This window comes from Actinomadura chokoriensis, assembly GCF_039529475.1.
GTDB lineage: Bacteria > Actinomycetota > Actinomycetes > Streptosporangiales > Streptosporangiaceae > Spirillospora > Spirillospora bangladeshensis.
Genome location: NZ_BAAAMW010000009.1, coordinates 1 through 17,792, shown reverse-complemented (window position 1 = coordinate 17,792; position 17,792 = coordinate 1). Strand labels below are relative to the sequence as shown.

The 17,792-nt window shown below is 74.8% G+C and carries 13 protein-coding genes; 5 read left to right on the top strand and 8 right to left on the bottom strand.

What is annotated here, in order from left to right; all coding sequences use genetic code 11:
• Window positions 1-85: 85 nt before the first annotated feature.
• Window positions 86-2,143 (top strand): phenylacetic acid degradation bifunctional protein PaaZ, encoded by a 2,058-nt coding sequence (paaZ, locus tag ABFX46_RS20515; RefSeq protein WP_346044253.1) that lies wholly within the window; start codon window positions 86-88, stop codon window positions 2,141-2,143.
• A gap of 60 nt (window positions 2,144-2,203) precedes the next feature.
• Window positions 2,204-3,121 (top strand): LysR family transcriptional regulator, encoded by a 918-nt coding sequence (locus tag ABFX46_RS20510; protein ID WP_346044251.1) that lies wholly within the window; start codon window positions 2,204-2,206, stop codon window positions 3,119-3,121.
• On the opposite strand, the gene ABFX46_RS20505 is transcribed toward ABFX46_RS20510, so the two are convergent.
• Together ABFX46_RS20505 and ABFX46_RS20500 are read right to left on the bottom strand one after the other, a co-directional pair.
• A complete protein-coding gene (locus ABFX46_RS20505) occupies window positions 3,108-4,253 on the bottom strand; it encodes an NAD(P)/FAD-dependent oxidoreductase (protein WP_346044249.1) in 1,146 nt (381 codons plus the stop codon). The two genes, ABFX46_RS20510 and ABFX46_RS20505, sit on opposite strands and share 14 nt — an antisense overlap.
• Before the next feature lie 10 nt (window positions 4,254-4,263).
• The gene (locus ABFX46_RS20500; RefSeq protein ID WP_346044247.1) at window positions 4,264-5,802 is read right to left on the bottom strand and encodes an aldehyde dehydrogenase family protein; all 1,539 of its coding nucleotides are present in this window, start codon (window positions 5,800-5,802) and stop codon (window positions 4,264-4,266) included.
• 186 nt (window positions 5,803-5,988) lie between these two features.
• Here ABFX46_RS20500 and ABFX46_RS20495 point away from each other — a divergent pair, with 186 nt between their 5' ends.
• Window positions 5,989-8,142 carry a thiamine pyrophosphate-dependent enzyme gene (locus ABFX46_RS20495; protein ID WP_346044245.1) on the top strand — a complete coding sequence of 718 codons (2,154 nt, stop codon included), beginning with the start codon at window positions 5,989-5,991 and terminating at the stop codon, window positions 8,140-8,142.
• Here the strand turns inward: ABFX46_RS20495 and ABFX46_RS20490 are convergent.
• The 4 genes from ABFX46_RS20490 to ABFX46_RS20475 are packed head-to-tail and all read right to left on the bottom strand — an operon-like array spanning window position 8,126 to window position 12,729.
• Window positions 8,126-8,860: an ABC transporter ATP-binding protein gene (locus tag ABFX46_RS20490; protein WP_346044243.1), complete on the bottom strand. Its 735-nt coding sequence runs from the start codon at window positions 8,858-8,860 to the stop codon at window positions 8,126-8,128. The two genes, ABFX46_RS20495 and ABFX46_RS20490, sit on opposite strands and share 17 nt — an antisense overlap.
• A complete protein-coding gene (locus tag ABFX46_RS20485) occupies window positions 8,857-10,602 on the bottom strand; it encodes a branched-chain amino acid ABC transporter ATP-binding protein/permease (protein ID WP_346044242.1) in 1,746 nt (581 codons plus the stop codon). Before ABFX46_RS20485 ends, ABFX46_RS20490 begins: the two co-directional genes overlap by 4 nt.
• Window positions 10,599-11,498: a branched-chain amino acid ABC transporter permease gene (locus tag ABFX46_RS20480; RefSeq protein WP_346044240.1), complete on the bottom strand. Its 900-nt coding sequence runs from the start codon at window positions 11,496-11,498 to the stop codon at window positions 10,599-10,601. Before ABFX46_RS20480 ends, ABFX46_RS20485 begins: the two co-directional genes overlap by 4 nt.
• A gap of 13 nt (window positions 11,499-11,511) precedes the next feature.
• A complete protein-coding gene (locus tag ABFX46_RS20475) occupies window positions 11,512-12,729 on the bottom strand; it encodes a branched-chain amino acid ABC transporter substrate-binding protein (protein ID WP_346044238.1) in 1,218 nt (405 codons plus the stop codon).
• Between the two features lie 159 nt (window positions 12,730-12,888).
• Between ABFX46_RS20475 and ABFX46_RS20470 the strand changes: the two genes are divergently transcribed.
• Window positions 12,889-13,866 carry an ornithine cyclodeaminase family protein gene (locus ABFX46_RS20470; protein ID WP_346044236.1) on the top strand — a complete coding sequence of 326 codons (978 nt, stop codon included), beginning with the start codon at window positions 12,889-12,891 and terminating at the stop codon, window positions 13,864-13,866.
• Window positions 13,867-13,870: 4 nt separating this feature from the next.
• Here ABFX46_RS20470 and ABFX46_RS20465 read toward each other — a convergent pair whose 3' ends face one another.
• Complete coding sequence (locus tag ABFX46_RS20465; protein WP_346044234.1) at window positions 13,871-15,250, bottom strand: NADP-dependent succinic semialdehyde dehydrogenase; 1,380 nt, start codon at window positions 15,248-15,250, stop codon at window positions 13,871-13,873.
• A 70-nt stretch (window positions 15,251-15,320) separates the two neighbouring features.
• Window positions 15,321-16,340 carry a lactonase family protein gene (locus tag ABFX46_RS20460; protein WP_346044232.1) on the bottom strand — a complete coding sequence of 340 codons (1,020 nt, stop codon included), beginning with the start codon at window positions 16,338-16,340 and terminating at the stop codon, window positions 15,321-15,323.
• A gap of 208 nt (window positions 16,341-16,548) precedes the next feature.
• On the opposite strand from ABFX46_RS20460, the gene ABFX46_RS20455 reads away from it, so the two are divergent.
• Window positions 16,549-17,792: MFS transporter (locus ABFX46_RS20455; RefSeq protein WP_346044230.1), on the top strand; the 1,244-nt coding region annotated here is incomplete at its 3' end.

Sequence of the window (17,792 nt, the reverse complement as noted above, 5' to 3'; positions counted from 1 at the left end):
ATGAGTACACAAACAGCACCCGTCGCGGCTGTCATCTCTGCGAGGCGTGAACGAAGCTCGAAGGTGGCAGGAAGACTCAGGAGATATGGACGAGGAGGTCCCGGTGGTCGTGCTGCGCAGTTATGTCTCGGGTTCATGGCGTGCTCCCGACGAGGAGGGCGTCCCGTTGCACGACGCCGTCACGGGGGAGGAGGTCGCCCGGATCTCGTCGTCGGGCGTCGACATGGGGGCCGCGCTGGAGTACGGGCGGGCGGTCGGCGGCCCGGTGCTGCGCGAGCTGACGTTCCACCAGCGGGCGGCGCTGCTGAAGGCGCTCGCCTCGCACCTGAGGGAGCACCGCGATGAGCTGTACGCGCTGTCGGCGCGGACGGGCGCGACGTTGAACGACGCGAGGTTCGACGTGGACGGCGGCATCGGCGTCCTGTTCGCCTATGCGAGCAAGGGGAAGCGGGAACTGCCGAACGACCGGGTGCTGATCGAGGGGGACGTCGAGCCCCTCGGCAAGGGCGGGACGTTCGTCGGCCAGCACCTCTGCACCCCGTCGCGGGGCGTCGCGGTGCAGATCAACGCGTTCAACTTCCCGGTGTGGGGGCCGCTGGAGAAGCTCGCGCCCGCCTTCCTCGCCGGGGTGCCGAGCCTCATCAAGCCGGCGAGCCAGACCGCCTACCTGACGGCCCGGCTGGTCGAGCTGATCGTCGAGTCGGGCCTCCTGCCCGAGGGCACCGTGCAGATGGTCTGCGGCGAGCCGCGCGACCTCCTGGACCACCTCACCGAGCAGGACATCGTCGGGTTCACCGGGTCGGCGTCCACGGCCCGGCTGCTGCGCACCCACCCGGCGGTCGCCGGGAACGCGGTCCGGTTCAACGCCGAGGCCGACTCGCTGAACTGCTCGGTCCTCGGCCCGGACGCCGCGCCCGGCACGAAGGAGTTCGACCTCTACGTCGAGCAGCTCGTCGCGGAGATGACGGTGAAGGCGGGCCAGAAGTGCACCGCGATCCGCCGCGCGCTCGTGCCCGCCGCGCTGATGGACGACGTCGCCGACGCCGTCCGCGACCGGCTGGCGGAGGTCACGGTCGGGAACCCGGCGGACCCGGCCGTCCGGATGGGCGCCCTCGCCACCCTCGACCAGCGCGAGGAGGTGCGGCGCTCGCTCAAGGCCCTCATGGACGCCGGCCGCGTGGTCTTCGGCGACCCCGAGCACGTCGACGTCGTCGGCGCGGACGCCGAGCGCGGCGCGTTCCTCTCGCCGGTGCTGCTGCGCGCCGACGACGCCGCCCGCGCCGAGCCGCACGAGGTGGAGGCGTTCGGCCCGGTCAGCACGCTGATCCCCTACGAGGGCGCGGACGGGGCCGTCGCGCTGGCCGCGCGCGGGCGCGGCAGCCTGGCCGGCTCGGTGGTGACCGGCGACGCCGGCTTCGCCCGCGACGTCGTCCTCGGCGCCGCGCCCTGGCACGGGCGCCTGCTCGTCCTGAACACCGAGGACGCGGGCGAGTCCACCGGGCACGGGTCGCCGCTGCCGCCGCTCGTCCACGGCGGCCCCGGCCGCGCCGGCGGCGGCGAGGAGATGGGCGGGATCCGCGCGGTCGTGCACCACATGCGGCGCACCGCCGTCCAGTCCGGGCCCGCGATGCTCACCTCGATCACCGGGCGCTGGGTGCCCGGCACCGACCGGACCGTCACCGACGAGCACCCGTTCCGCAAGTACCTGGAGGACCTGTGCGTCGGCGACACCGCCGTCGGAGGCCCCCGCACGGTCACCCTCGACGACGTCGAGCACTTCGCCGAGTTCACCGGCGACACCTTCTACGCCCACACCGACGAGGAGGCCGCGAAGGCGAACCCGTTCTTCGGCGGGCGCGTCGCGCACGGCTACCTCGTCGTGTCGTTCGCGGCCGGGCTGTTCGTCGAGCCGTCCCCCGGGCCCGTCCTGGCCAACTACGGGCTGGAGCGGCTGCGGTTCCTCACCCCCGTCAAGCCGGGCGACGAGCTGACCGTCACCCTCACCGCCAAGCAGATCGGCCCGCGCGAGGGCGCCGACTACGGCGAGGTCCGCTGGGACACCGACGTCACCAACCAGGAGGGCGCCTCGGTCGCCAAGTACGACGTCCTGACGCTGGTGGCCAAACGGCCGAGACACGACTAAGCATGTAAGGAGGGCGCCTGCGGGGGAGGCGGTCCAGGCACTGGTGAACGGGGTGCTCCCATGATCAGTCCCCTGCACATCCGGACGGTGCGCGAGGTCGTCCGCACCGGCTCCTTCGCGGACGCCGCCCGCAACCTCGGGTACACCGCGTCCGCCGTGTCCCAGCAGATCGCCGCGCTGGAACGCGCCTGCGGCCTGCTGCTGTTCGAGCGGCGGGCGCGCAGCGTCCGGCCGACGAGCGCCGCGTTCCTGCTGGTCAGCAAGGGCAACGACGTGCTGTCGGCGCTCGACACCCTGGAGCGGGAGCTGCGCACCGTCGCCAGCGGCGAGCGAGGCGCGCTGCAGCTCGGCAGCTTCCCGACCGCCAGCGCACGCATCCTGCCGCGGGTGCTGGCGGAGCTGTCCCGGGTCCGGCCCGGCATCGAGATCACGCTGTCGGAGGGCGAGCCGGACGAGCTGCTGCCCGAACTCCTCGACGGCGACCTCGACCTCCTGCTCGTCTACCGGTACGACCTGTTCCCGCGCACCTGGCCCGACCAGGTCATCGAGGCGCCGGTGATGGACGAGCACCTGGTGCTGTGCGTCCCCGCGGAGCACCCGCTGGCGGAGGGCGGCACCGTCCGGCTGCGGGACCTGCGGTCGGAGACCTGGATCGCGAGCCGCCCCGGCAGCCGCGGCGCGCAGGCGCTGCTGCGGCTGTGCGGCACCGCGGGGTTCACGCCGAACATCGCGTTCCGCAGCAACGACTACGCGGTGGTGTGCGGGCTCGTCGGCTGCGGCCTCGGCATCGCGCTCGTCCCGGCGCTCGGCTGCGTGCCCGCGCCCGGCCTGCGGACGCTGCGGCTCGGCCGGCGCGGCCCGCGCCGCCACGTGACGGTGCTGCGCCGCGCCACCAACACCAACCCGCTCGTCAAGGACGCGATGCGCGGCCTCGCCGACGCCGCCCGCGGCGTCCAGGCGGAGATCAGACCCGGTTGATCTCCGGGCGGAGCCGGTCGCCGGTGAACCGCGCGGCGTGCAGGGGCGCGACGCCGACGGACGGCTCCCGGCCGAGGTACAGGTCGCGGATCACCTCGCCGACGGCCGGCCCCTGCAGGAACCCGTGGCCGGAGAAGCCCGTCGCGTACAGGAACCGGGACACGCGCCCGTCCTCGCCGATGAGCGCGTTGTGGTCCGGGGTGACCTCGTACAGGCCCGCCCATCCGCCGGTCAGCCCGACGTCGAGCAGCCGCGGCGCGCGGGCGCCGATCGCCTCGGTGAGCCGGGGCAGCCACGCGTCCGAGACGTCCAGGGAGAACCCCGGCGCCTCGTCGGGATCGGACATCCCGAGCATCAGCCCCTCGCCCTCGGCGTGGAAGTAGAACGACGAGGCGAAGTCGATCGTCATCGGCACCGGGCGCGGCAGGTCCGGCATCGGCTCGGTGAACACGATCTGGCGCCGCAGCGGCACCACCGGGAGCTCGACCCCGGCCATCGCGCCGACCGCCGCCGACCAGGCCCCGGCCGCGCAGACGACCGCGGGCGCCGCGATGCGGCCCCGGGACGTCTCCACCGCCGTGATCCCGCCGCCGTCCGCCTCGATGCCGAGGACCTCGCAGCGGGTGCGGATCGCGGCGCCGTGCCGCCGCGCGCCCGTCGCGTACCCGAGCACGACCGACTCGGGCGTGCAGTGCCCGTCGTCGGGGGAGTACGCGGCGGCCAGCAGCCCGTCGCCGCCGATCAGCGGGGAGAGCCGCCGCGCCTCGGCCACGGAGATCATCCGGCTGGGCACGCCCAGCTCGTTCTGCAGCGCGACGCCGCGCTCGAACGACGCGACGTCCTCGGGCCGCGACAGCAGGAACAGGTACCCGACCCGGTGCAGGTCGATCTCCTGGCCGGGACGCTCGCCGAACCGGGCGAACGCCTCCAGGCTGCGGGCGCCGAGCCGGATGTTGACCTCGTCGGAGAACTGCGCCCGGACCCCGCCCGCCGCCCTGCACGTCGAACCGGAACCCAGCTCGTCCCGCTCCACGAGCACCACGCGCCGCACCCCGGCCTCGGCGAGGTGGAACGCGATGCTCGTCCCCATGACCCCGCCGCCGATGACGACGACGTCCGCCTCGGTCTCCACGCCCGCGGCCCTAGAGGCGGAAGCCGAGGTCGGGGGCGATCTCCAGGACGTCCATCTGCGCCTTCTGCAGCCGTCCCGAGTAGTCCCAGTTCATCGACTGCCAGCGGGTGAACTGGTCGAGCACCCAGAGCCCCGACTGGCGGCCGCCGTTGCCCGACCGCCCGTTGCCGCCGAACGGCAGGTGCGCCTCCGCGCCGGACGTGGAGTTGTTCACGCTCACCATCCCGGCCGAGATCCGCCGCCGGAACGCGAACGCCTTCGCCGGATCGGTCGTGTAGATGGACGCGGACAACCCGTACCCGGGCGCGTTGGCGAGCGTGACCGCCTCGTCGAGCGTCCGGTACGCGGCCACGCCGATGATCGGGCCGAACGTCTCGTTCATGAACAGCTCGTCGCCGGGGCCGACCCCGTCCACGATCACCGGGTGGTAGTACAGGCCCTCGGCGGCGTCGCCGGTGAACCCGGCGCGCGGGTTCCCGTCCGTGATCCGCCCGGTCCCGGTGGAGCCGTGGACGGTGTGGCCCGGCCCGATCCAGCCGAGCACCTTCTCGAACCCGTCCGCGAACCGATCGCTGATCATCGGCCCGTACAGCACGTCCCCGGCCGGGTCGCCGACGACCGCGGCCCGCGCCGCCCCGTCCAGCAGCCGCACGAACTCCGCGTGCACGGACTCGTGCACGATCGCCGTGCCGAGGGACGTGCAGCGCTGCCCGGCCGTCCCGAACCCGGAGAACAGCGCGCCCTCGACGGCGAGCGGCAGGTCGGCGTCCTCGGTGACGACCATCGGGTTCTTGCCGCCGAGCTCCAGGCACGGCGTCTGGAGGTGGCGGCCGCACAGCTCGCCGATCCGCGACCCGACCTCGGTGGAGCCGGTGAAGCCGACCTTGTCGACGAGCCCCTCGCCGAGGGCCCGCTCCAGGCCGGTGAAGGTCTCCGGGCCGTCCGCGTAGACGACGTTGAGGACGCCGTCCGGCAGCCCGGCGTGCGCGAACAGCTCGTAGAACGCCTCCGCGCAGGCCGCCGCGTACTCCGCCGGCTTCCACACGACCGCGTTCCCGCACAGCAGCGCCGGGACGATGTACCAGGACGGCACCGCGACCGGGAAGTTCCCCGCCGTGATGACGGCGACGACGCCGACCGGGTCGCGGAAGGTGAACAGCTGCTTGTCCGGCATCTCGGACGGGACGGTCTGCCCGTAGAGCCGCCGCCCCTCGCCGAGGAAGAACGCGCAGGTGTCGGCGATCTCCTGGACCTCGCCGAGCGCCTCGGCGTACGGCTTGCCGACCTCCCGGGTCACGACGCGGGCGAGCGCCGCCTTGTTCGCCTCGACGAGCCGGCCGATCGCGGCGACGGCCTGCCCGCGGACGGGCGGCGGCACGTCCCGCCAGGCGTCCTGCGCCGCGCGGGCGGCGCGGCAGGCGGCGGCCAGGTCGCCCGCGTCCGCCAGGGACACCTCGGCGACCGCCTCGGACGTGCGGGACGGGTCGGTGGAGCGGTACACGCGCGGCCCCGCCGGAATCCGGGCGCCGCCGATGACGGAGGAGAGCACGACACCAGCGTGGACGGACCACGGCGCCCGAGCCAAGATCGGGAAGAGCGCGGCTTGCTTACCGCGAGCCCAAGCCCGGCTGGGCCTCTCGCCGGCGCCGCGTTAAGCGATCCTTGGCCAAGTCCCAACGGGTTCGCGCCCTCGTCTCGCTCGACCCCGGCCCGGCCCGCGTCCGATGCTCGACCCATGGCCGAACCCGCCGACGTCCACTTCCTGGAGAGGGCCGCCTCGCTGACGCGGCAGGGCTCGCCCGTTCTCGCGGGCCCGCTGACCGGTGAACGCGCCCTGCAGTTGTTCGACGCCCAGCTCGGCAGCCGCCACCTCGACCTGGCGGCGCGGCGCCTCCGGGCACAGGGCCGCGGCTTCTACACGATCGGCTCGGCCGGCCACGAGGGCAACGCGGCCGTCGCCGCCGCGCTCCGCCCCGGCGATCCGGCGCTGCTGCACTACCGCTCCGGCGCGTTCTTCCTGGAGCGCGCACGCCAGGTCCCCGGCCAGGCGCCGCTCCGGGACGTCCTGCTCGGCCTGGTCGCCGCCGCGGACGAACCCATCGCCGGCGGACGCCACAAGGTGTTCGGCAGCCGCCCGCTGAACGTCATCCCGCAGACGTCCACGATCGCCTCGCACCTCCCGCGCGCGCTGGGCGTCGCGTTCGCGATCGAGCGGGCCGCCCGCCTCGGCCTCGAGACGCCGTGGCCGCGCGACGCCGTCGCCGTATGCAGCTTCGGCGACGCGTCCGCCGACCACTCCACCGCCGCGGGCGCCGTCAACGCGGCGGCCAACTGCGCCTTCCAGGGCCTGCCCCTGCCGCTCCTGCTCGTCTGCGAGGACAACGGCATCGGCATCAGCGTCCGCACCCCGCCCGGCTGGATCCACGCCGCCTACGGCTCGCGCCCCGGCCTCGCCTACTTCCACGCCGACGGCTGCGACCTCGCCGACGCCTACGCCGTGTCGGTGCGGGCCGCCGCGTGGGTCCGGGAGCACCGGCGCCCCGCGTTCCTGCACCTGCGCACCGTCCGCCTGATGGGCCACGCCGGCTCCGACGTCGAGTCGGGGTACCGGACGCCCGCCGAGCTGGTGGCCGACCTCGACCGCGACCCCCTCCTCCAGACCGCCCGCATCCTCGTCGACCACGGGGTGGCGGCCCCGGCCGAGATCATCGACCGCTACGAGGCCAAACGCGCCGCGGTCGCGGCTCTGGCCGAGGAGGCCGCCGGAGCCCGCCCGCTCTCGTCCGCCGGCGAGGTCATGGCGCCGCTCCGGCAGGGCGGCCCGCGCCGCACGGCCTCCCCCGGCGCGGGGAAGGGGGACGCGGGAAAGGGGGCCGGGGAGAGGGTGACGGTGGCGCAGGCGATCAACCGGACGCTCGCCGAGCTGCTGGACGAGCACCCCGGCATGGCCGTGTTCGGCGAGGACGTGGCGCGCAAGGGCGGCGTGTACGGGGTGACCCGCGGGCTGATGAAGAAGGCCGGGGCGGCGCGCGTGTTCGACACGATCCTGGACGAGCAGTCCATCCTCGGGCTCGCCCTCGGGTTCGGGCTCGCCGGGCTGCTGCCGGTACCGGAGATCCAGTACCTCGCGTACCTGCACAACGCGGCCGACCAGATCCGCGGCGAGGCGGCGACGCTGCCGTTCTTCTCCTCGGGCCGGTACCGCAACCCGATGGTGGTGCGCGTCGCCGGCTACGCCTACCAGAAGGGCTTCGGCGGCCACTTCCACAACGACAACGCCGTCGCCGCGCTCCGCGACATCCCGGGGATCATCATCGCCTCACCGTCCCGTCCCGACGACGCCGCCGGAATGCTGCGCGCCTGCGTGGACGCCGCCGAGGCCGACGGCCGCGTCTGCGTGATCCTGGAGCCCATCGCGCTGTACCACGTCCGCGACCTGCACGACGAGGGCGACGGCGGCTGGCTCGCCCCCGCCGGGGGAGCGGTGCCGATCGGGCGCGCCCGCGCCTACGGGGACGGCCGCGACCTCACCATCGCCACGTTCGCCAACGGCGTGCGCATGAGCCTGCGCGCCGCGCGCCGCCTCGCAGGGAGGGGCGTCCGGTGCCGGGTGCTCGACCTGCGCTGGCTGGCGCCGCTGCCCGTCGGCGACCTGCTGCGCGAGGCGCGCGCGACCGGGGCCGTCCTGGTCGCGGACGAGACGCGCCGCACCGGCGGCGTGTCCGAGGCCGTCCTGGCCGCGCTCACCGACGCGGGATTCCGCGGACGCGCGGCCCGCGTCACCAGTGAGGACAGCTTCATCCCGCTCGGCGGCGCCGCCGAGCACGTCCTGCTGTCGGAGAAGGCGATCGAGGACGCCGCGGAGAAGCTGGTCAGGTCGGGTCCGTGACCGGGTCGCCGCCGAGGTAGGCGGCCTTCACCCGGTCGTCCCGCGCGAGCGCGGCGGCGCGGCCCTCCAGCACGACCCGGCCGGTCTCCAGCACGTAGGCGCGGTCGGCGAGGCGCAGCGTCTGGTGCGCGTTCTGCTCCACGATCAGGACCGTCGTGCCCTGGTCGCGGATGTCCCGGACGACCCGCAGCACCTGCTGCGCCGTCTGCGGCGCGAGGCCCATCGTCGGCTCGTCCAGCGCCAGCAGCCGGGGCCGCAGCATCAGCGCCCGCCCGATCGCGAGCATCTGCTGCTCCCCGCCCGACAGCAGGCCCGCGAGCTGCCCGCGCCGCTCGCCGAGCCGCGGGAACATCGCGTAGACCTCCTCGCGGCGGGCCGCGACCGCGGCCCGGTCGCGGCGCCGCAGGTAGCCGCCGAGCAGCAGGTTCTCCGCGACGTTCAGCGCCGGGAACACCCGCCGCCCCTCCGGGACGTGCCCGAGCCCGGCCGCGACGACCTTGTGCGCGGCGAGCCGGGTGATGTCGCGGCCGCCGAACTCGACGCGCCCGGACCGGGCCCGGTGCAGGCCGGTCACCGTCCGCAGCGCGGTGGTCTTGCCGGCGCCGTTGCTGCCGAGGAGCGCGACGATCTCGCCTTCGCCGACCTCGAACGAGACGCCGGACAGCGCCTCCACCGACCCGTAGCGGCTGTGCAGGCCGCTCACCCGCAGGAGCGTCACCCCAGCACCTCCGTGACGAGGTCGGTCTCCGGGTCGTCGGGGACGCCGAGGTAGGCGGCGATGACGCGCGGGTCCTCCCGGATCGCGGCGGGCGGCCCCTCGGCGATCGTCCGGCCGTACTCCAGCACGGTCACCCGGTCGGAGATCGACATGACGAGCGCGACGTCGTGCTCGATCAGCACGACGGCGGTGCCGAGCGCGCCGATCCGGGCGATCAGCGCCATCAGCGCCCGCTTCTCGGTCGGGTTCGCGCCCGCCGCCGGCTCGTCCAGCAGCAGGACGCGGGGCTCGGCGGCGAGGGCCCGCGCGATCTCCAGCCGGCGCCGGTCGCCGTACGGGAGCCCGCCCGCCGGGCGGTCCGCCGCGTCCAGCAGGCCGACGAAGTCGAGGCAGCGGCGCACCGTGTCCAGGTCGGCGCGCGTCAGCGGGCGCAGCAGCCTCCGGTCCCGGGCGAACCGGCCGACGAGGACGTTCTCCGCGACCGTCATCCCGTCGAACAGCCGGATGCTCTGGAACGTCCGGGCGAGCCCGGCGGCGGCCACCCGGTGCGGCGGCAGGCCCCGCACGCTCCGCCCGGCGAGCGCGACCGTCCCGGCGGACGGCGGGATCATCCCGGTGACGCAGTTGAACGCGGTGGTCTTGCCCGCGCCGTTCGGGCCGATCACGCTCACCACCTGCCCGGCGGCGGCGCGGAGCGCGAGGCCGTCCAGGGCCGTGACGCCGCCGAACGACCGGGACAGCCCCGCCACCTCCAGCAGCGCCCCCGGCGCGGGCGCCCGCTCCGGCGCCGGGCCGGCCTCGGCGGGGAGCCGCAGGCGGCGGGGCCGGTACGGCCACACCCCCTGCGGGCGCAGGATCACGATCGCGATGAGCAGCAGCGCGAAGAACAGGCCCCGGTACTCCTGGACGGTCCGCAGCACTTCGGGCAGCGCGACGATGACCACCGCGCCGATCATGACGCCCGGCCGGGAGCCCATCCCGCCGATGATCACCACGAGCAGGATCATCAGCGAGGTCAGGAACGTGAAGCTGGACGGGTCCACGGTGCCGAGCTGCGCGGCGTTCAGCGGCCCGGCCACCGCCCCGACCATGGCGCCGAGCACGTAGGCGAGCAGCTTCACCCGCCGGGCCGGGACGCCGACCGCCTCCGCCGCCGTGTCGTCCGCGCGGATCGCCCGCCACGCGTAGGCGAGCCGCGACCGGGCCAGCAGCGCCGTCGCGGCCAGCACCACGGCGAAGAACGCGAGCGCCAGGTAGAAGAAGTCCCGCGGCAGGACGATCTCCCGGCCGCCGACCGCCACCGGCGGGATGCCGGTCAGCCCGTTCGGGCCGCCGGTGACCTCCAGGTTCACCACCGTGATCCGGATGATCTCGCCGAAGCCGAGCGTGACGATCGCGAGGTAGTCGCTGCGCAGCCGCAGCGTCGGGTAGCCGATCACGACGCCGGCGACCGCGGCGGCGGCGATCGAGGCGGGCAGCGTGAGCCAGAAGTCCCACTCCAGCTTCAGCATCAGCAGCCCGGAGGTGTAGGCGCCGATCGCGAAGAACGCCGCGAACCCGAGGTCCAGCAGCCCGGCGTACCCGACGACGATGGTGATGCCGAGCCCGAGGATCGCGTAGATCAGGATCGTCCCGGCGACCGTCAGCGCGTAGTCGTCGAGGGCCGGCCCGGCGGCGAGCGCCGCCGCGAGCAGCAGCGGCCAGCCGCCGTACCGGGCGGCCGCCGCCGCGCGGGGCCTCACACGCGCTCCACAACGCGCTCGCCGAACAGCCCGGTCGGCCGCAGCGCCAGCACCGCGATCAGCAGCCCGAAGATGATCACGTCCGTCCAGCGGGACGAGACGTACCCGGCGGAGAACGACTGGACGAGCCCGATCGCGACGCCCGCGACCATCGTCCCCGGCAGGTTCCCGATGCCGCCGAGCACGGCGGCGGTGAACGCGCGCAGGCCGATGAGGAACCCCATCCCGAAGCTGATCTGCACGTAGTACAGCCCGTACATGACGCCCGCCGCGCCCGCCAGCAGCGAGCCGATGAAGAACGTCGCGAGGATGAGCCGCTCCACGTCGATGCCCTGGAGCCGGGCGGCGTCGCGGTCCATCGCCAGGGCGCGCATCGCCGTCCCGGTCACCGTCCGGGTGACGAACAGCCAGAGCCCCGCCATCAGCGCCACCGACAGGACGACGAGGGCGAGCTGGCCCCAGGTGACGCGGACGGCGCCGCTGAAGATCCGCCCGCCGTCCAGCGCGACCGGGTAGGACTTGAACCGGGCGCGGGTGAGCACCTTCACGCCCTCCTCCAGCGCCAGCGACACCCCGATCGCCGAGATCAGCAGCGCCAGGCGCGGCGAGGACAGCAGCGGCACGTAGGCGGCCCGCGCGATCCCCGTCCCGACGACGCCGGTGGTGAGGGCGCCGACCGCGACGGCGGCGACGATCGCGGGCAGCGCCGTCCCGCCCGTCGCGCCGAGCGCGGTCAGCGTCCCGAACCCGGCGAACGCCCCGATCATGAACACGTCGCCGTGCGCGAAGTTGATCAGCCGGACGACCCCGTAGATCATCGAGTAGCCGAGCGCGATCAGCGACAGGAACGCCCCGATCGTCAGGCCGTTCACCAGGTACTGGACGAACTCGCTCATGTCCCGGGTCTCGTCATGAGGCCTTGGCGTCCACCCAGGTGGCGCCGCTGTCGTCGAGCTTCTTGTAGGCGGTGAACGCGCCGCCCCGGACCCGGACGGTGATGTAGAGCGGGTCGGTTCGGTCGCCCTTCGCGTCGAACGTGATCGGCCCGGTGATGCCGGCGAAGTCCTTGATCTTGTGCAGGGCCTCGGTGATGTCCGGCCCCTCGGTCGACCCGGCGTCGTCGATGGCCTTGGCGATGACCTTGACCGCGTCGTACTCGTACACCGAGAACGGTCCGGGGTCGGCGCCGTTCGCGGCCTTGTACGCCGAGACTAACTTCCCCGCGGCGGGCAGGTCCTTGGCGAGCGGCGCGGTCGTGGCGATGTAGCCGTCGGCGGCCGATCCCGCGGTCTTCAGCACGGTCGCGTCGGTCGTCGCGTCCCCGCCCATCAGCGTGAACTTCAGCCCGAGCCGCCTGCGCTGCTTCATCAGCAGCCCCGCCTCGGCGAAGTACCCGGTGAAGTACAGCACGTCCGGCCGGGTGGAGGCGATCTTCGTCAGGACGGGGCTGTAGTCGGACTGGCCGGGCTGCAGCGCGTCCTCGTAGACCACCTGCCCGCCGACCTGCTCGAGGGAATTCGCGGTCGCGTCCGCGAGGCCCTTGGCGTAGGTGGTGTTGTCGTGCAGCAGCGCGATCCGCCGGGCGCGCAGCTCGCCCGTCATGAACTTCGCGGCGACGACGCCCTGGTTGTCGTCGCGCCCGCAGGTGCGGAACACCTTGCCCTTCCCGGTGTCGGTGAGGGACGGGTTCGTGGACGCGTCCATCACGAACGGGACGTTCCGCCGCCCGTAGATCGGGATGGCCGGCACCGCCGCGCCCGAGCAGTACCCGCCGGCGACCGCGACGACCCCGCTGTTCAGCAGCTTCTGCGCGGCCTGCGCGCCCTGCTGGGCGCTGCACTGGTCGTCGGCCTGCACGATCTGGATCGAGCGGCCGTCCACGCCGCCGGCCTGGTTGATCTCCGCCGCGGCGACCTCGGCGGCGGCCAGGATGTCCTGCCCGGCCGACGCGGAGTCCCCGCTCAGCGGCGCCGGCACGCCGATCTTGATCGCGCCGGAGCCGCCGGAGCCGCCCGAGCCGCAGGCCGCGGCGAGCGGGGCCAGCAGCAGGCCGGCGCCGGCCGCGGTGAGGAGGCGGAACCGGTGCCCGCGGTCCCGCGGTGTCGGTCGCTTGGTCGGCGGGGTCATCTGCGCCTCTCCGTCGCTCGCGGGCCGGATGATGCCAGCGTGAGACGTCCCGGGACGGCCGTCGAGTCGGCCGAGCATGCGATCTCATGTAGTGATCGATAAGAACCGCTTGCCCTTCCGCCCTCGACAGCGCGGCGGCGGGCTGGCGAAGATCGCCTCATGGCCGATGTCCTGCTGCTGTCCGGCGCCGAGGTGCGCGCGGTGTTCGACCTGCCGGCGGCGATCGCCTCGCAGCGGGCCGCGTTCGGCGCGCTCGGCCGCAAGGAGGCGCGGCTCGCGCCGCGGGTGCTGCTGGACGGCCCGGACGGCGACGTCGCGTTCAGCTACGTCTCGCGCCTCCCCGGCACCGGCGCCGTCGCCAAGTTCGGCAGCGTCAACCCCGGCAACGCGGCGCGCGGGCTGCCGACCGTCGCCGCGCTCGTGACCGTCCAGGACGCGATCGACGGGCGCCCCGTCGCGATCATCGAGGGCGAGGCGGTCACGACGCTGCGCACCTCGGCGGCGAGCGCGGTGGCCGCCGACCACCTCGCCGCTCCGGGCGCGTCCCGCCTCGCGGTGGTCGGCTGCGGCGTCCAGGGGCGCGCGCACGTCCGCGCGATGGCGGCGGTCCGGCCCATCGGCCGGGTCGCCGTGGCCTGCCGCCACCCCGACACCTGCGCCGTCGCCGCCGGGCTCGCCGACGAGATGGGCGTACCGGTCGAGCGGGCCGCGTCCGTCCGGGCGGCGGTCGAGGGCGCGGAGATCGTCGTCACCGCGACCACCAGCGCGGAGCCGGTCGTCCTCGGCGCGTGGCTCGACCCCGGCTGCACGGTGCTGAGCGTCGGATCGTTCGCCCCGGGCCGGACGGAGGTCGACGACGAGGTCCTGACGCGCGCCGCGGCCGTCGTCGTGGACGACGTGCCGACCGCGCTGGAGCACGCCGGCCCCGTCGTGGCCGCCGTCCGCGCCGGGCATCTGAGCCCGGCGGAGGTGCGGCCGCTCGGGCCGATCGTCGCGGGCCTGGCCGAGGGCCGGGACGGCCCCGGCGACATCGTCTTCTACAACAGCGTCGGCATCGGCGTGCAGGACACGGCCGCCGCCTCCGTCATCGTCGAGCGCGCCCGCGAGGCCGGCGTGGGCCGGCACGTGGAACTGTGAGGGGTCAGCCGACCCACACGGTCTTGGCGTTGCAGAACGCGCGGAGGCCGTCCGCCGACAGCTCGCGGCCGTAGCCGGAGCGCTTCACCCCGCCGAACGGCAGCTCCGGGTACGAGGTCGTCTTGCCGTTGATGAAGACCTGCCCGGCGTCCAGTTCGCGGACGAACCGGTCCCGCTCGGTGTCGTCCCGCGTCCAGGCGTTGGAGCCGAGCCCGAAGCCCGTCGCGTTCGCGACCTCCACCGCCTCCGACACTCCGCGCACCCGGAACAGCGACGCGACGGGCCCGAAGACCTCCTCGTGGTACATGCGCATCCCGGGCGTCACCCCGGAGACCACGGTCGGCGGGTAGAACCAGCCCGGACCGTCCGGGCGCCGCCCGCCGCACAGCACCGTCGCGCCCTTCCCCACCGCGTCCGCGACCAGCTCCTCGACCTCGGCGCGGCCCTGCTCGCTGACGAGGGGGCCGACGTCGGTCGCGTCGTCCATCGGGTCGCCGACCTTCTGCGCGCGCATGTCCGCCACGAACAGCCGCTCGAACTCGTCGGCGCAGCCGATGTCCACGATGAACCGCTTCGCCGAGATGCAGCTCTGCCCGTTGTTGAGGCACCGCGACTCCGCCGCCGTCCGCGCCGCCGCCTCGATGTCGGCGGACGGCATCACCACGAACGGGTCGCTGCCGCCGAGCTCCAGCACCGTCGGCTTGACCTCGTCCCCGGCGATCGAGGCGACCGACCGCCCGGCGGGCTCGCTGCCGGTGAGCGTCGCGGCCTTCACCCGCGGGTCGCGCAGCACCCGCTCCACGTCGGCCGAGCCGATCAGCAGCGTCTGGAACGCGCCCTCGGGGAACCCGGCGCGGCGGAACAGGTCCTCCAGGAACAGCGCCGTCTGCGGGACGTTCGAGGAGTGCTTCAGCAGCCCGACGTTCCCCGCCATCAGCCCCGGCGCCGCGAACCGGACCACCTGCCAGAGCGGGAAGTTCCACGGCATGACCGCCAGCACCGGCCCGAGCGGCTCGTAGCGGACGTAGGCGTCGGACGCCCCCACGCCGCCCGGCTCGGCGGGGCGCCGGTCGGCGAGGAACTCCGCCGCGTGCGCGGCGTAGAACCGGCACGCGGCCGCGCACTTCTGCGCCTCCGCCCCGGCGGCCTTCAGCGTCTTGCCCATCTCCGTGGTGAGCATGGCGCCGATCTGCTCGGACTCCCGGTCGAGGATGCCGGCCGCCTCGTTCATCCATTCCGCGCGCTGCTCCAGCGGGGTGCGCCGGTAGGAGGCGAAGGTCTCCGCCGCCCGCGCGATGCGCCGGTCGACCTCCTCGTCGGTCAGCGCGTCGAAGGTCTTCTCGACCTCGCCCGTCGCGGGGTTGGTCGTGGCGATCGTCGTCATGTCGGGATGCTCCCTGAGTGTCCGGTCTATTGACCGGGACGTGCCCGTGAGCCCCCGGAGGAAACGCCGGTCAGGCCGGGACGACGCACACCGGCGACGGGACGCTCAGGGCCGCGCCCGCCGGTTCGGGAACGCCGTTCCCGCCGATGCGGAACGTCGTGATCGTGCCGCTCCGCTCGTTGGCGACGTGCATCCACTCGCCGTCCACGTGCAGGTCGCGCGGCCAGTGCCCGCCGGACGGGACGTCGGCGACGGGTTCGAGCGCCGCGCCGCCGTCCCGCACCCGGTGGGCCGTCACCACGTCGGTGCCGCGCATCGAGGTGTAGACGAACCGGCCGCCGTCCCCGAGCTTGATCGCGGCGCCCTGCGCCGGGTCGCCGGCCGGACCGGCCGTCGCGGGCGACTCCGCGACCACCTCAAGGGCCGCGTACCCGTGGACCGGGCGCAGGACGAGCACCGCCGCGGCGAGTTCGGTCAGGACGTGCACGTACCCGCCCGGGTGGACCACCAGGTGGCGCGCCCCGTACCCGGCCGGCAGCCGCGTCTCCCCGGCGAGCCGCAGGGCGCCGTCCTCGATCCGGAACGAGCGGACGAGGTCGGCGCCGAGGTCGGTGGTCAGCACGGTCCCGTCCGGGGCGTGCGCGGTCATGTGGGCGTGCGGGCCCTCCTGCCGGCCGGTGCGCGGCCCGCCGCCGTGCCCCTCGGCCACGTCGGCGCCGCCGGCGAACCCGCCGCCGCCGTCGAGGGGATACGCCCGGACCGTCCCGGACCCGTAATCGGCGACGACCAGGTGCGCGCCGTCCGGCGCCACGGACAGGTGGCAGGGGAGCGCTCCGGCCCCGCGCCGCCCGATCTCCCGCAGCCCGGCACCCGTCGCCTCGTAGGCGGCGACTCCGCCCTCGTCCTCCTCGCGCACCGCGTAGAGGACGTCCCTGCCGGGGTGCACCGCCACGTAGGAGGGGCTCACCGCCTCGGCCGCGAGTTCCAGCGCCTCCAGGGCTCCGCCGGTGCGCCGCGTCATGCGGTAGATCCCGGCGCCGTCCCCGGCCCCGCCGGTGTACGTGCCCACCCAGAACGCCCGCTCGCCCACCCGGTCCCACCCCGATCGTGTTCCGTCCGCCCCGCGGCGGCCGAGGGCGAGCCTAGCCCCGGCGCCGCGGGGGTTCCCGCGCCTCGCCGCCGGTCCTGCCGCTGACCTGGTCGAACGTGATGTATCTCGCATCCATTCGTGGTTTGGAACGTGCCTGATCGACCCGGCGTTCAGATCCCTTTGGTGTGACCTTGGGGGGAGAAGGACCTTGGCGATTCCGGTGATGCTGCGTTCGCTGCGCCATCACAACTACCGGCTGTGGGCCGCGGCGGACTTCGTCTCGATCACCGGGACGTGGATGCAGGTGCTCGCGCTGAACTGGCTGATCCTGACGATCACCGGCTCGGCGACGAGCGTCGGGCTCGGCCTCGTGCTGCAGGCCCTGCCGACGATGCTGCTCGGGCCGTGGGGCGGAGTGGTCGCCGACCGGCTGCCCGCCCGGTACGTCGTGGCGGCGGGCCAGGCCGCCCAGGCGGTGCTGTCCGGCGTCCTCGCCGCCATCGCGGCGGGGGACCCGTCCGGCACCGGCGGCCTGTACGCGATCATGCTGGTCTCCGGCGTCGCCACCGCGCTGACCTCGCCCGCGCTCGGGCGGTTCGGCGCGGAGGTCGTCGGGCCGGAGGACCTGTCGAACTGGCTCGCGCTCGGCTCGCTGCTCAGCTCCGGCGGCCGCATCCTGGGGATGAGCCTCGCCGGGGTCGTGATCCCGCTCGCGGGGATCCCCGGCGCGTTCGCGGTGAACTCGGTGAGCTTCCTCGGCGTCCTCGCGGCCATCGCCCTCATGCGCGGCGGCGAGTTCCACCGGCTGCCGCCCGCCGGACCGGGGGAGCGCGGCATCGCGGCCGGCTTCCGCCACGTGCTCGGCTCGCCGCGCCTCCTGATCATGTTCGGGCTCGCGTTCGTGCTCGGCAGCCTCGGCCGCAACTACCAGGTCACCATGGCCGCGATGGCCGAGGGGCCGCTGCGGGCGGGCGCCGGCGGCTACGGCGCCCTGTCGGTCGCGTTCGCCGTGGGCACGGTCCTCGGCGGCGCCTTCGCCGCGTCCCGCGCGCGCCTCCCGCTCCGCCTGCTGCTGATCACCGCGTCGCTGTGCGGGGCCGGGCAGATGCTGAGCGGCGCCGCCCCCGGCCTGCTGCTGTTCGGCGCCGCGATGCTGCCGATCGCGGCCTGCGCGGTCGTGTTCGACACCACCGTCGCCACCCGCGTCCAGCTGGACAGCCCCGGCCACCTGCGCGGCCGCGTCATCGCCGCGCAGGGCATGGTCGGCGCCGCGTCCGGCGCGTTCGGCGGCCCCGCCCTCGGCGCGCTCTGCGACACCATCGGGCCCCGCGGCGCGCTGGTCCTCGCCGGCGCCGCCGACCTCGACGCGGCGGTGGCCGCCGCCTGCGGCCTGGCCCGCGTCCGCCGCGCCCGCGCCGCCGCGGCGCCACCCGCGGCGGCGCCGCCCGGGAC

Excerpts from the sequence above, each read along its gene's own strand:
- ABFX46_RS20495 (WP_346044245.1), top strand. The coding sequence starts at position 5,989 with ATGGCCGAACCCGCCGACGTCCACTTCCTGGAGAGGGCCGCCTCGCTG.
- ABFX46_RS20470 (WP_346044236.1), top strand. The coding sequence starts at position 12,889 with ATGGCCGATGTCCTGCTGCTGTCCGGCGCCGAGGTGCGCGCGGTGTTC.
- ABFX46_RS20475 (WP_346044238.1), bottom strand. The coding sequence starts at position 12,729 with ATGACCCCGCCGACCAAGCGACCGACACCGCGGGACCGCGGGCACCGG.
- ABFX46_RS20510 (WP_346044251.1), top strand. The coding sequence starts at position 2,204 with ATGATCAGTCCCCTGCACATCCGGACGGTGCGCGAGGTCGTCCGCACC.
- paaZ (WP_346044253.1), top strand. The coding sequence starts at position 86 with ATGGACGAGGAGGTCCCGGTGGTCGTGCTGCGCAGTTATGTCTCGGGT.
- ABFX46_RS20480 (WP_346044240.1), bottom strand. The coding sequence starts at position 11,498 with ATGAGCGAGTTCGTCCAGTACCTGGTGAACGGCCTGACGATCGGGGCG.
- ABFX46_RS20465 (WP_346044234.1), bottom strand. The coding sequence starts at position 15,250 with ATGACGACGATCGCCACGACCAACCCCGCGACGGGCGAGGTCGAGAAG.